The 13,131-nt window shown below is 65.7% G+C and carries 12 protein-coding genes and 1 pseudogene; 11 read left to right on the top strand and 2 right to left on the bottom strand.

The annotated features are described in order from the left end of the window. Window positions 1–1,459 (top strand): annotated as a pseudogene (locus VA603_RS12000) (peptidase M14); the annotation flags it as partial. A 176-nt stretch (window positions 1,460–1,635) separates the two neighbouring features. Here VA603_RS12000 and VA603_RS11995 read toward each other — a convergent pair. Further along, window positions 1,636–3,063, bottom strand: a complete 1,428-nt coding sequence (locus VA603_RS11995) for a DEAD/DEAH box helicase (protein WP_192287715.1) — start codon at window positions 3,061–3,063, stop codon at window positions 1,636–1,638. Between the two features lie 367 nt (window positions 3,064–3,430). Here VA603_RS11995 and VA603_RS11990 point away from each other — a divergent pair, with 367 nt between their 5' ends. Both VA603_RS11990 and maiA read left to right on the top strand, forming a co-directional pair. Further along, window positions 3,431–4,420, top strand: coding sequence for a fumarylacetoacetate hydrolase family protein (locus VA603_RS11990; protein WP_323438984.1), 990 nt, complete (start codon window positions 3,431–3,433; stop codon window positions 4,418–4,420). Between the two features lie 93 nt (window positions 4,421–4,513). After that, complete coding sequence (maiA, locus tag VA603_RS11985; protein WP_132865717.1) at window positions 4,514–5,170, top strand: maleylacetoacetate isomerase; 657 nt, start codon at window positions 4,514–4,516, stop codon at window positions 5,168–5,170. Between the two features lie 156 nt (window positions 5,171–5,326). On the opposite strand, the gene VA603_RS11980 is transcribed toward maiA, so the two are convergent. Then, the gene (locus VA603_RS11980; RefSeq protein ID WP_132865716.1) at window positions 5,327–6,457 is read right to left on the bottom strand and encodes a PilT/PilU family type 4a pilus ATPase; all 1,131 of its coding nucleotides are present in this window, start codon (window positions 6,455–6,457) and stop codon (window positions 5,327–5,329) included. A 98-nt stretch (window positions 6,458–6,555) separates the two neighbouring features. On the opposite strand from VA603_RS11980, the gene VA603_RS11975 reads away from it, so the two are divergent. From VA603_RS11975 to VA603_RS11940, 8 genes are all read left to right on the top strand, one after another. Then, entirely contained in the window at window positions 6,556–6,945 is a 390-nt protein-coding gene (locus tag VA603_RS11975; protein WP_132865715.1) for a DUF4398 domain-containing protein, read from the top strand. Next, window positions 6,945–7,826: an OmpA family protein gene (locus VA603_RS11970; RefSeq protein WP_132865714.1), complete on the top strand. Its 882-nt coding sequence runs from the start codon at window positions 6,945–6,947 to the stop codon at window positions 7,824–7,826. The genes VA603_RS11975 and VA603_RS11970 overlap by 1 nt, the downstream gene beginning before the upstream one ends. A 330-nt stretch (window positions 7,827–8,156) precedes the next feature. Then, window positions 8,157–8,375 carry an HP1242/YdcH family protein gene (locus tag VA603_RS11965; RefSeq protein WP_132865713.1) on the top strand — a complete coding sequence of 73 codons (219 nt, stop codon included), beginning with the start codon at window positions 8,157–8,159 and terminating at the stop codon, window positions 8,373–8,375. Between the two features lie 187 nt (window positions 8,376–8,562). Continuing rightward, window positions 8,563–9,933, top strand: a complete 1,371-nt coding sequence (locus VA603_RS11960; RefSeq protein WP_132865712.1) for a pyridoxal-phosphate dependent enzyme — start codon at window positions 8,563–8,565, stop codon at window positions 9,931–9,933. An 87-nt stretch (window positions 9,934–10,020) separates the two neighbouring features. Then, window positions 10,021–11,208, top strand: a complete 1,188-nt coding sequence (locus tag VA603_RS11955; protein WP_323438983.1) for a cystathionine gamma-synthase — start codon at window positions 10,021–10,023, stop codon at window positions 11,206–11,208. Then, on the top strand, window positions 11,205–11,996 hold the full coding sequence (locus tag VA603_RS11950) for an ABC transporter permease (protein ID WP_323438982.1): 792 nt from the start codon (window positions 11,205–11,207) through the stop codon (window positions 11,994–11,996). The genes VA603_RS11955 and VA603_RS11950 overlap by 4 nt, the downstream gene beginning before the upstream one ends. Continuing rightward, on the top strand, window positions 11,993–12,769 hold the full coding sequence (locus tag VA603_RS11945; protein WP_323438981.1) for an ABC transporter ATP-binding protein: 777 nt from the start codon (window positions 11,993–11,995) through the stop codon (window positions 12,767–12,769). Before VA603_RS11950 ends, VA603_RS11945 begins: the two co-directional genes overlap by 4 nt. Window positions 12,770–12,775: 6 nt before the next feature. Beyond that, the coding region (locus tag VA603_RS11940) for a hypothetical protein (RefSeq protein WP_323438980.1) at window positions 12,776–13,131 on the top strand (356 nt) is incomplete at its 3' end.

Here is a 13,131-nt window from a genome sequence, read left to right as displayed (position 1 = left end):
GCTCGCCTTGCAGAAGGACTTCTTCCGCAGCGCGTTGACGCAGGCGGCGGCTTACCCGGTGCGGGACTGGGTGTTCGGTGATGCCGCCGACCCCACGCTCACCCACCGCTTGCTGGCCGTGCTGCTCCAGCATCGCATCCAGGTGCACGCGCTGGCCCGCGATGTCGAGGTCGATGGCAAGCGTTTCCAGGCCGGTTCGGCCTACGTGGTACCGGCGCGACAACCGCAGTTCCGGCTGGCCCATGCGATCTTCGAGTTCACGCCGCCGGTGAAGGGCGACGTGTTCTACAGCGGAACCTCCTACGCCGTGGCCGCTGCCTATGGGCTGCGCTACGCGGCCAGCCGCGGTGCCTTGCCGGCCGGTGCGGTGGTGGATGACGTTCCGCAGGCGCAGGGCGGCATCAGTGGCGGCCGTGCCGGCTTTGCCTACGTTGCCGATGCACGGGATTTCGGCAGCTATCGCCTGATCGGTGGGTTGCTGCGCGACGGGGTGCGGTTGCGCACCGCGCACCAGCCCTTCACCGCGGCCACGGCATCGGGCGAGGTGGTCTTCGGCCATGGCGCGGTGGTGATCCCGGTCGCCGGTCAGACGCTTGATGCCGATGCCCTTCGGGCCAGGGTGCTGGCGCGCGCACAGGACGCCGGTGTCACCGTGCATGCCCTGGCCAGCGGTCGCAGCGCCGGCGGCATCGACCTGGGCAGCGACAACGTGCGTGTGTTGCGTGCGCCGAGCATCGCGCTGGTGATGGGCGAGGGCGTGTCGCCCACCGAGATCGGTTCGGCCTGGTTCGCACTGGACCAGGCCCTGGGGCTGCCGTCCTCCAAGCTGGACCCCGTACAGCTGGCCAGCGTGGACCTGTCGCGCTACACCTCCATCGTGCTGTCCGGCGGCACCTATGCCACGGTCAGCGAGGCCGGCATCGCCGCGCTCAAGCGCTGGATCAGCGCGGGCGGCTCGCTGGTGGTCTACGGCAGCGGCGCGCGCTGGGCCATCGACAAGGGGCTGGTGGAAGCCAGGCTGCGTGCCGGCGACGGCAAGGACGACAGCGAACGGCTGGATTTCGGCACCGTGCGTGACGTGTTCGCGCTGGGCCGGGTCAGTGGCAACATCCTCAGTGCCGACATCGATCCGACCCATCCGCTGGGCTTTGGCGTGCAGCAGCGCAGGATCTGGGTGAACAAGGAAGGTGGCCTGGTGCTGGAGCCGGTGAAGAACGCCTTCCTCAACGTGGTCAACATCGATCCGGAGCCGCTGGTGAACGGGTACCTCTCCGATGCCAACCGCGCGCGCGTGTCCGGCTCCAGCTACCTGCAGGTGGTGCCGAACGGCAGCGGCAACGTGGTGGTGTTCGCCGATGACCCGGCGCACCGCAAGTACTGGCATGGCACCGAACGCCTGCTGCTCAATGCCTTGTTGCAGTCCAACCAGTTGACCCCGCCACGCCAGCGCGGGGAGTAACGAAGAAGGCCTGAAGCCGTTCTCCCGCCAGCGGGAGAGGGGTTGGGGAGAGGGCCGGCAGCAGATAGCGGATGGTCGGCAGCAGCCAGCAGCCCTCATCACCCCAAAACCCAACCAACAAAAAAGCCGGCGCAATGCGCCGGCTTTTTTGTTCAGCTCGGATCCGCTACTGCAGATCAGGCGCTGGTACGGCTCTGCCCACCGCCCTGGCCACGACCGCCGCCACGACGCTGGCCGCCACCCGGGTGGCCGTCACGGCGCTGCTGGCCGTTGCCGCCATTGCGCTGGCCGTTGCCCGCGGCGCGCGGGGCGCCCGGCTTGGCCTGGCCGCCACGGCCGCCGCGCGGGGCGTCGCCGTTGGAGCGACGCTGGCCATGGCCACCGTTGCCACGGCGCGGGGTCTTGTGGCCGCCCGGCACTTCGGCCTTGCCCGGTGCACTGATACCCCAGCGGATCGGGGTCTGCGGCTCGAAGCCGGGCACGTCGCGGATGTCCATGTCGCGGTCGAGCAGGCGCACGATCTGGCGCAGCAGCTTGGCCTCGTCCTGCGCCACCAGCGAGATCGCCTCGCCGGTGGAACCGTTGCGGCCGGTGCGGCCGATACGGTGCACGTAGTCTTCCGGCACCATCGGCAGGTCGTAGTTGATGACCTTGGGCAGCTCGTTGATGTCGATGCCGCGCGCGGCGATGTCGGTGGCCACCAGCACGGTCACGCGGCCGGCTTTGAAGTCACCCAGCGCACGCAGGCGCTGGCCCTGGCTCTTGTTGCCGTGGATGGCGGCGGTCTTGATGCCGGACTTCTCCAGGAACGTGGCCAGCTTGTCGCAGCCATGCTTGGTACGGCCGAACACCAGCGTCTGCACGCGCGAATCCTGCGCCAGCAGGTGCAGCAGCAGCTCTCGCTTGCGGCCGCCGTCGACCGGGTGCACGCGGTGGGTGATGGTCTCGGCCACGGTGTTCTGTGGCGTCACCTGGATCTGCTTGGGGTTGTGCATGAACTCCAGCGCCAGCTGCTTGATGCTCTCCTCGAACGTGGCCGAGAACAGCAGGGTCTGGCGGTTCTGGCGCGGCAGCTTGGCCAGGATGCGCTTGATCGAGGGCAGGAAGCCCATGTCGAGCATGCGGTCGGCTTCGTCCAGCACCAGGATCTCGATGCCCGACAGGTCGACGCTGCGACGCTCCAGGTGGTCGATCAGGCGGCCCGGGCAGGCCACCAGCAGGTCCACGCCACGGCGCAGCACGTCCAGCTGGTTGCCCATGCCGACGCCGCCGTAGATGCAGGCGCTGGGGATGCGCAGGTACTTGCTGTAGCCACGCAGGCTGTCATGCACCTGGGTGGCCAGCTCGCGGGTCGGCGCCAGGATCAGTGCGCGCGGCTTGCGCGGGCCGTTGCCCACGCTCTGCGGCGCGGTGCCCAGGTGCTGCAGCAGCGGCAGGCCGAACGCGGCGGTCTTGCCGGTACCGGTCTGTGCGCCGGCCAGCAGGTCATGCCCGTCCAGTGCCAGCGGGATCGCCTGCTCCTGGATCGGGGTCGGGTTTTCGTAGCCCTGCTCGGCGAGCGCGCGCAGCAGGAAGGGCGCAAGGCCCAGGTTTTCAAACGACATTGGGAACTCCAGATGGAAATCGCGCCAGACCGAATGGAATGGCGGTGCCGATCGATTCGATCGGCTGACTCGGAGCGTTCCCGTAAACCGCGCTGCGAGAGAATTGGCGCGACCAGCGCGGTGCGCAGGCCGGAATGCGTGACGAAAGGCGTCGGAGTAGGGGCGGGCGGGCGGATCCGGCGGGGCCGGGGATCCTGCACCGCCGGCGGTCCCTCAAGGGAAACGGACGGCCGCTGGCAGACCGCGATAGTCTAGGGGATTGTCGCCGGCGGCACAAAATTGCCTGTTCAGCATTCCCGTGGCGCTGGTCGCCGCTGGCATATTCATTACAATTGAAACTTGTTTACTCCGCAGACTGGACGTTCCCATGAAGCTTGGTTCCCTGAAGGAAGGCGGCCGCGACGGCACCCTGATCGTGGTTTCGCGTGACCTGACCCGCGCCGTGCGGGCCACCGGCATTGCCGCCACCCTGCAGCTGGCGCTGGAGGACTGGTCCAACCTCGCCCCGCGCCTTAACGCCCTGTCCGAGCAGCTCAATGCCGGCGAGGTGGATGGCGCGTTCGACCTGGACATGCAGGCGCTGGCCGCGCCGCTGCCGCGCGCCTATGAGTTCGTCGACGGCAGTGCCTACCTGCCGCACGTGGCGCGGGTGCGCAAGGCGCGCGGCGCCGAGGTGCCCGAGTCGTTCTACACCGACCCGCTGATGTACCAGGCCACCAGCGCCGGCTTCTACGGCCCGCGCGACGCGGTCAAGGTGGTCAGCGAGGACTACGGCATCGACCTGGAAGCCGAGATCGTGGTGATCACCGACGACGTGCCGATGGCGGTGACCCCGGCCCAGGCCGCCGGCCACATCCAGCTGGTGGGCTTGGTCAACGACGTCAGCCTGCGCAACCTGATCCCGGCCGAGCTGGCCAAGGGCTTCGGCTTCCTGCAGTCCAAGCCGCGCTCGGCGCTGAGCCCGGTGTTCGTGACCCCGGACGAGCTCGGTGCGGCCTGGCAGGACAGCAAGGTGCACCTGCCGCTGGTCACCCACATCAACGGCAAGTGGTTCGGCGCGCCGGAAGCCGGCGTGGACATGCAGTTCAACTTCGCCCAGCTGGTGGCGCATGCCGCCAAGACCCGTCCGCTGTCGGCCGGTGCCATCGTCGGTTCGGGCACCATCGCCAACGAGGACACCTCGCTGGGCGCCTCCTGCTTCGCCGAACAGCGCACGGTCGAGGCACTGCGTGACGGCAAGCCGTCCACGCCGTTCATGAGTTTTGGTGACGTGGTCCACATTGAAATGCTGGACCGTGACGGCAACAGCATTTTCGGTGCGATCGAACAGCGCATCGAACACGCGCCGCTGCCCTGAATCCGGCGGCATCGCCGCCGCTATCGAATTGCGGGTGAAGGTGTCCCTCACCCGCAACGGTTATGTTGTGTGCAAGCGACAGGGGGAACAGACATGGAAGCGGGGCTGAAGCTCTACAGTTACTGGCGCTCGAGCGCCGCCTATCGCGTGCGCATCGGCCTGAACCTCAAGGCGCTGGCCTACGAGCTGATTCCCGTGCACCTGGTGCGCGACGGCGGGCAGCAGCATGCCCCGGACTATGCCGCGCTCAACCCGCAGGAACTGGTGCCGACGCTGCGTGACGGCGAACGCGTGCTGACCCAGTCGATGGCCATCCTGGAGTACCTGGACGAGGTGCATCCGCAGCCGGCGCTGTTGCCGGCCGATGCCGGTGGTCGCGCCCGCGTGCGTGCCCTTGCCCAGCAGGTGGCCTGCGACATCCATCCGCTCAACAACCTGCGGGTGATGCAGTTCTTCGACCGCGAGTGGAACGTGCCGCAACCCGAGCGCGACGAATGGACGTTGCACTGGATGCGTACCGGCCTGGGGGCGTTGGAGACGATGCTGGTGGGTTCGTTCGACACCGGCCGGTTCTGCCATGGCGCCGAGCCGGGCCTGGCCGATTGCTGCCTGATCCCGCAGCTGTACAACGCCCGCCGCTTCCACCTGGACCTGGCCCCGTACCCGACCCTGTGCCGCATCGAGGAAGCCTGCCTGGCGCTGCCGGCCTTCGACGCCGCCCGCCCGGAAAACCAGCCCGACGCCATCTGAGGGCTGGCGGCCTGGTAGGAGTGGCCTCGGCCGCGAAGCCACAGAACCGCCCGAGGTGCAGGAGTGGGGGCCACCGGCCCCGCGGGCAGGCTCGTTGCTGCCGCAAAACAAAAGCCCCGCTTTGGCGGGGCTTTTGCCAGGCAGCCATCCCAACGTTCAGAAGCCGTGGCTGATCGTCGCCGGCGCGCCCATGTTGAAGTCCGCGTATGGGTCGTGCTCGCCGCTGGCGCCCTCGGACAGGCGGAACTTCAGGGCCAGGCCATCGCGCGAGTCGGCCGCGCGCAGCGCTTCCTCCTGCTCGATGATGCCGTCCTTGACCATCCGGAACAGGCACTGGTCGAAGCTCTGCATGCCTTCCTCCAGCGACTCTTCCATGGCCTGCTTGATCGCGTGCACCTCGCCGCGCCGCAGCAGGTCGCGGATCATCGGCGTGTTGATCAGCACTTCGGTGGCCGGCCGGCGACGGCCATCCTTGCCCTTGACCAGGCGCTGGGAGATCACCGCGCGCAGGTTCAGCGACAGGTTCATCAGCACGTTCTTGTGCGCGCTTTCCGGGAAGAAGTTGAGGATGCGCTCGATGGTCTGGTCGGCGTTGTTGGAGTGCAGCGTGGCCAGGCACAGGTGGCCGGTCTCGGCGAAGGCGATGGCGGCCTCCATGGTCTCGGCGTCGAGGATCTCGCCGATCAGGATCACGTCCGGCGCCTCGCGCATCGCGTTCTTCAGCGCGTTGTGGAAGGCATGGGTATCCAGGCCCACCTCACGCTGGTTGACGATGGACTGCTTGTGCTTGTGCAGGAACTCGATCGGGTCCTCGATGGTGAGGATGTGCCCGGTGGAGGTGCTGTTGCGATGGTCGATCATCGAGGCCAGCGAGGTCGACTTGCCCGAACCGGTCGAGCCGACCACCAGCACCAGCCCGCGCGGGGTCATGATCACGTCCTTGAGCACCTGCGGCAGGTTGAGCTCCTCGATGCTGGGGATGCGGCTCTTGATCGCGCGGATCACCATGCCGACCTCGCCGCGCTGCTTGAACACGTTGACGCGGAAACGCCCGGCATCGGCCAGGGCGATGGCCATGTTGAGCTCCAGGTCGCGCTCGAACTGGGGGACCTGGCCCTCGTCCATCAGCGAATAGGCGATCTTCTTGACCATCCCGGGCGGCAGGCCGGTGCTCCCCAGCGGATACAGCTTGCCCTCGATCTTGATGTAGACCGGCGCCCCGGTCGTCAAAAACATGTCCGAAGCGTTCTTTTCGGTCATCAGCTTCAGGAAGTAGCCGATATCCATGCGCAATAGTTCCCCAACAAACGGCAGCGTGCCGTTGCAAGCACGCCATAGGCTTGACCACAATGGCCGCGCTCAGTCACTCCGGCAACGGCTCCCCAATGAAAGCTAGCTTCGCACACTTAAGACGAATCCTGTATGTGACGGCCTGCGCAACCGCGCTGTTCTGCGGTGCCGCGTTGGCGCAGGACCCGGCCTCGGCCGACCTGATGGCCGCGCAGCAGGCGGTGGAACGCGCTGACCGCGCCGACGCCGACCAGTACGCCCCCGACACCATGGCCATGGCCCGCCAGCAACTGGAACAGGCCCAGCGCGCCGCGCTGGATCGCCGCGAGCGCAAGCAGGCTCCGGTGCTGGCCCAGCGTGCCGCCGCCGACGCCGACCTGGCCCGGGTGCAGAGCGAGGAATCGGTCGCGCAGGCCCAACTGGCCCAGCGCAAGGCCGAGGTCGAGCAACTGCAGCGGCAACTGGCAACGGGGGAGGGCCGGTGATGGCACTGAGGAATCTGGTGGTGGTCGGGCTGCTGGCCCTGCCGATGGCGGCCGTGGCCGCCGAGGATCCGGCCGTGGCCGGGCTGAACCAGCGGCTGGTGGCGTTGCAGGCGGACATGCGTACCGCCGAGGTCGCCGCCTACGAGAAGCTGCAGGCCCAGCAGGCCATCGGCGCGCTGGCCAAGGCCAAGCGCAAGGACCTGGACAACGCCCGTTACCTGGCCGAGCGCCGGGTGGCGATCGCCGAGGCGGCCGCGCGTACCGCGTTGGCCCGCCGTGAGATCGAGGAGCTCGAACGCACCCGCAGCGAGCTGCTGATCGAGGCCAGCCGCCGCGATGCGCTGCGTGCCCGGCAGGAGGCCGAGCGGTTGCGCGTGCAGACCCAGATCCAGGCCGAGGAGGCCGAACGCCTGCGCCAGGCGGCCGAAGCGGAGACCCTGGCCCGCCAGGACGCCGAAACCGCGCTGACCAGCGTCGCCGGCCGGCAGCAGCAGCGCCTGAGCGCGGCCCAGCAGAACGCGGCCAAGCTGGCCCGCGAGGAAGCCGAGCTGGTGTCCGGGCAGCGCCTGCCGGGCTCGAAGTTCGACAACCGCGGTGAGGTGTTCACCTTCGCCGGCGACGCTTTCGCCGCCGGCCAGGCCGCGCTGTCGGCAGGCGCCGGCAACCAGGCCAAGGCATTGGCCGAGTACCTGAACATCGGCAAGAAGGGGCGGGTGACCATCGAGGCCTACGACAGCGCCAACGGGGTCGGGCAGCGCCGCGCGCAGGCGCTGAAGGACGCCCTGGTCGCCGCTGGCGTGGCTGCCAACCGCATCCAGGTCACCGGCAGGAAGGCCGCCTCCACGCGGGCGCGCTCGGCTGAGGTCATTGTTGCGCCTTGATAAACCTAACTAGCTGAGATTGTTAGGTTTTTGTTGTCTGCTTCCGGCTGAATGTGCGTCAAATCGCTGATTCAGCCACTGCATGGATTGAGCCCTTGCCGGAACCTTTTTGCAGGCGTAGGGTCAATTGTCCGGGTGGTACTTCCGCCACCCGGACAGCGGAGGGCCGAGCCGGTGCAATCCAGGCGCGAACCAGGTTCCGAAGGCTTCCGGTCGGTCGACCGGATGATCCCGGGTGGTTCCGTCGCATGCGGGCCCGGCGCTCCATCCTGCAACGCCCCGTGCCGTCAAGGCCGGGGCGTTCTTGTTTTCTGCATGAGGAGGTAAGTCATGTTTGAAGGGCAGCCGCAGAGTGAAATCGAAGCCTTGATGAAGGCCAACCCCGAGTTCAAGCAGCTCTACCAACAGCACAAGAAGCTGAACAAGAAGTGCATGGATGCGGAACTGGGAGTGCTCCCCATCAGCGATGGCACACTGGGGCAGATGAAGCGGGAGAAGCTGCTGGCAAAGCAACGACTCCTGAGGATGTACGAGAACCGACCCAACTGACGCTCCCCCGCGTTTGACCGTCATGTCGCGGGCGATGGCGGCCTCCTCGTCGGCCGTCATTGTCCGCGCCAGCGGTCCATGCGCATTCATGTACCTGCAGCATTTCGGACGGTTTGCCTGACTTTCTGGCATATCCATCGGATAATCGAGGGTCCAGCCGCTTGACGGCGTGATCCGAATCCGACACATGGCAATCCACTCCTCCGTCCTCGAACTCATCGGCAACACGCCCATCATCAAGGCCCAGCGCCTGGATGCCGGCGTGTGCGAGCTGTACCTGAAGCTGGAGAGTTCGAACCCGGGTGGATCGATCAAGGACCGCATCGGCCTGTCGATGATCGAGGCCGCCGAGAAGCGCGGCGACCTCAAGCCCGGCGCGACGCTGGTGGAAGGCACCGCCGGCAACACCGGCCTGGGCCTGGCACTGGTGGCCCAGCAGAAGGGCTACAAGCTGATCCTGGTGGTCCCGGACAAGATGAGCCGGGAGAAGATCTTCAACCTCAAGGCGATGGGTGCCGAAGTGGTGCTGACCCGTTCGGACGTCGCCAAGGGCCACCCGGAGTACTACCAGGACCTGGCCAAGACCGTGGCCGAGCAGACCCCGGGCGCCTACTTCATCAACCAGTTCGGCAACCCGGACAACCCGGCCGCCCACGAGTTCGGCACCGGCCCGGAAATCATCGAGCAGATGGGCGGTGACCTGGACGCGATCGTGTTCGGTTGCGGCAGCTCCGGCACCATGACCGGCCTCTCGCGCGCCTTCGCAAAGCTTTCGCCGAACACCGAACTGGTGCTGGCCGACCCGGTTGGTTCGATCCTGGCCGAGTACATCAACGACGGCACCCTGAACGAAAAGTCCGGCAGTTGGCTGGTCGAAGGCATCGGCGAGGACTTCCTGCCGGACATCTCCGACTTCAGCCGGGTCAGGAAGGCCTATGCGATCAGCGATGCGGAGAGCTTCCATACCGCGCGTGAACTGCTGGGCAAGGAAGGCATCCTGGGGGGCTCCTCGACCGGCACCCTGCTGGCCGCCGCGCTGAAGTACTGCCGCGAGCAGACCACGCCGAAAAAGGTGCTGGTACTGGTGCCGGACACCGGCAACAAATACCTGTCCAAGATGTACAACGACTACTGGATGCTGGACAACGGCTTCCTGGAGCGCCCGCAGTACGGCGACCTGCGTGACCTGATCCTGCGCCCCTACAGCCAGCGCGACACCGTCGTGGTCGGCCCGAACGACCTGCTGACCACCGCCTACCAGCGCATGAAGCTGTACGACGTGTCGCAGCTGCCGGTGATGGAGGGCAGCCAGCTGGTCGGCATCATCGATGAAAGCGACGTGCTGCTGCACGTGTACGGTGACGAAGCCCGCTTCCGCGACCCGGTGTCGGTGGCGATGGTGAGCAAGCTGGACCGGCTGGACGTCAAGTCGCCGATCGAGGCGCTGCTGCCGGTGTTCGACCGTGGCCAGGTGGCCATCGTCACCGATGGTGACGCCTTCCTGGGCCTGATTACCCGTATCGACCTGCTGAACTACCTGCGTCGCAGGGTTCAGTGATTCTGGCGTGGTGCCCACCAGGGGGAGGGCACCACGGCAGGTTCAGGCCAGACTGATAGAATTCCGCCCCTTTCGCTGGAAGTACTTATGACGGATCAGCACTCACGCAGCCAGGAGGGCGAGCGCAGCTTGTCGCTTGCCACCTTGGCCATTCACGGCGGGCAATCGCCCGATCCCAGCACCGGCGCCGTCATGCCGCCGATCTACGCGACCTCGACCTACGCGCAGTCCAGCCCGGGTGAACATCAGGGTTTTGAGTACTCGCGCACCCATAATCCGACCCGCTTCGCCTACGAGCGCTGTGTGGCGTCGCTGGAGGGTGGTTCGCGTGGCTTCGCCTTTGCTTCGGGCATGGCCGCCAGTTCCACTGTCATCGAGCTGCTGGACGCTGGCAGTCACGTGGTGGCGATGGACGACATCTACGGCGGCAGCTTCCGCCTGTTCGAGCGGGTGCGCCGCCGCACCGCCGGGCTGGACTTCAGCTTCGTCGACCTGACCGACCTGTCGGCCTTCGAAGCGGCGATCACGCCGAAGACGAAGATGGTGTGGATCGAGACGCCCACCAACCCGATGCTGAAGATCGTGGACATTGCCGCGGTGGCCGCCATCGCCAAGCGCCATGGATTGGTCGTGGTGGTGGACAACACCTTCGCCTCGCCGATGCTGCAGCGTCCGTTGGAGCTTGGGGCGGACCTGGTGCTGCATTCGGCCACCAAGTACCTCAATGGCCACTCCGACATGGTCGGTGGCATGGTCGTGGTCGGCGACAACGCCGAGCTGGCCGAGCAGATGGCGTTCCTGCAGAACTCCGTCGGTGGCGTGCAGGGCCCGTTCGACAGCTTCCTCGCGCTGCGCGGCCTGAAGACCCTGCCGCTGCGCATGAAGGCGCATTGCGCCAACGCGCTGGAACTGGCCAAGTGGCTGGAAACCCATCCGGCCATCGAGAAGGTGATCTACCCGGGCCTGCCCTCGCACCCGCAGCACGCGCTGGCCGCAACCCAGATGAACGGCTTCGGCGGCATCGTCTCGATCGTGCTCAAGGGTGGCTTCACGGCCGCCAAGCGTTTCTGCGAGAGGACCGAACTGTTCACCCTGGCCGAATCGCTCGGCGGCGTGGAAAGCCTGGTCAACCACCCGGCGGTGATGACGCATGCGTCCATCCCCGTCGCTCGTCGCGAGCAGCTCGGCATCAGCGACGCGCTGGTGCGGTTGAGCGTGGGCGTGGAGGATGCTGTGGATCTGCGGGCGGATCTCGAGCAGGCACTTGTCGGATGAGTCGTTCGCTTATCGGTGACTACATCGACAGTTTCCGCAACCCGGGATTCTGGATCTATTCGACATGGTTGGAGCTGGCGACCAAGTACCGCCGCTCGCGGCTCGGCCTGTTCTGGGCACTATGTCCTGCATTGATCTACATGTTCGGCATTGGTGGCTTCTTCGGATATCTGCAGGGCCACTCAGCGGCGGGTTTCATTCCTCACCTGGGCATCGGCTATGTGTTGTTCCGGCTGATTACCATCAGCCTCAGTGAAAGCACCACGGCATTCCAGGGGCATGCAAGTTTCATCCTGGATGGCAGGGTGCGCCTGACTGATTACATTCTGCGCGTGGTTGCCAAGGCGATGTTCTATTTCGTCATGGCATTGCCTGCGATTGCAGTCGCGCTGGTGATCAGTCCGACGTTTCACCCGGCGGGACTCCTGATGTCGCTGCCTGCTTTCATCCTGGTGGTACTCAACATCGGCTGGATGGGAGCAATCGTCGCGGTGCTGGGGGCGCGCCTGCAGGATGTGCACGAACTGATCGGCAGCATCCTGATGTTCAGTTTTCTTTTCACACCGATCATCTGGTACGCGGATCAGGCCCCGATCAACACTGTGCGCGGCATGATTGCGCGGGCCAATCCGCTGTATCACATGATTGAAAGCGTACGAGCGCCAATGCTGGGTGAGCCGATCGAGCAGCTCACCTATGTTTACCTCGCGGTGCTGCTGCTGGGTGGCTGGCTGGTGGCTTCCTTCATCTATCGGCGTTACGCGCGCTACGTACCGGTATGGGTATGAACCAGGAAATCTATCTGCGGGCAAAGAATATAGGTCTGGACCTGCCTACCTATACTCAGGAACAGCGCACGATCAAAGCCAGTGTGGGTGTATTGCTGCAAGCGGCATTCCAGCCGCCCAAGCGGATGATGCGCACCACGCTGGAGGGGATCAACTTCGACCTGAGTCCCGGTGATCGACTGGCGATCATGGGCCGTAATGGTGCGGGTAAATCGACACTGCTCAAGGTGCTGGTGGGTGCTTATCCGCCAACTCGCGGCACGCTGGAAGTTTCCGGTGCACGCCAGGCATTGCTGAATCTCGCACTTGGGTTCAACCCGGAGGCGACGTTGGTCGAGAACATCCTGCTGCGCGGGATCGCGATGGGACTGAAGGCCAAGCAGGCCAATGCCATCGTGGATGAAGTGCTGGGTTTTGCCGAGCTCAAGGAAAAGTCGGGTGATCGTCTGCGGACATTGTCATCGGGGCAGCGCATGCGACTTGGATTTGCGTTGGCGACCGCTGTCCAACATGAAATCCTGATCATGGACGAATGGATCGGCACCGGTGATGCCGGCTTCGTCCAGAAGGCACAGGAGCGGATCCAGTCGCGCGTCGAGAGTGCACAGATCGTCGTGCTGGCCAGCCACAACTTCACCTTGATGGAGAATGTCTGCAACAAGGCGATCCTGTTGGAAGGCGGATCCATTGTGGCTGCTGGAAAGGTGTCTGAGGTGCTGGCACAGTTCAAGGAGCTTCTCGTCGCACCCTCCAACAGTCCGCAGCAAGGTTAGGTGCAGATGCGTTTCTTGTTGATCGCCTATGATTTTCCGCCTATTCCCTCGCCGCAGGCGTTGCGCTGGGCCTACTTGACCAGGGAGCTCGTGAAATCGGGGCATCGCGTGGAGGTGATCGCTCCCGATGTGCCGGGCTATGGCCCTGGTGGTTTGCCGGAATTGCCTGCCGACGTGATCGTCCGGCGTGTCTTCCCCGGACGCCTTACCCGATTCCTGCTTGGACGTGGCCGGAAGACTACTGTCCCCGCTACAGCGGCGGCCACGGCATCGACGGCGGATGAAACGAGGGGGGCTGCTGTTGAAGAGGTCCTGAACTGGAAGGGCCGGCTGAGGAAGTCCTTGGAATCCTCATTTGCTGG

The organism is Stenotrophomonas capsici (genome assembly GCF_034961085.1).
Lineage (GTDB): Bacteria > Pseudomonadota > Gammaproteobacteria > Xanthomonadales > Xanthomonadaceae > Stenotrophomonas > Stenotrophomonas capsici.
The sequence above is the reverse complement of the archived record's forward strand: the minus strand, read 5'-3'. Positions and strand labels throughout refer to the sequence as shown.